This window comes from Paenibacillus sp. GbtcB18, assembly GCF_019091125.1.
GTDB classification, from domain to species: Bacteria; Bacillota; Bacilli; order Paenibacillales; family NBRC-103111; genus Paenibacillus_F; species Paenibacillus_F chitinolyticus.
Map to the genome: position 1 here is coordinate 1 of NZ_JAGXJX010000706.1, position 244 is coordinate 244.

General features: G+C 51.2%; 1 tRNA gene. It reads left to right on the forward strand.

The annotated features are described in order from the left end of the window. Nucleotides 1-79 precede the first annotated feature (79 nt). Nucleotides 80-152: transfer RNA gene (locus KVT34_RS30855), tRNA-Lys, on the forward strand. Nucleotides 153-244 lie beyond the last annotated feature (92 nt).

Sequence of the window (244 nt, forward strand, 5' to 3'; positions counted from 1 at the left end):
TGGCCAAACGCAGCAGACTGTAAATCTGTTCTCTGACGAGTTCGGTGGTTCGAATCCATCAGCCTCCACCAGTTTTTAAGAGCCATTAGCTCAGTTGGTAGAGCACCTGACTTTTAATCAGGGTGTCGAAGGTTCGAGTCCTTCATGGCTCACTTTTCAAGTGTCTTATGCGGTCGTGGTGGAACGGCAGACACGCTATCTTGAGGGGGTAGTGCCCAATGGGCGTGAGGGTTCAAATCCCTCC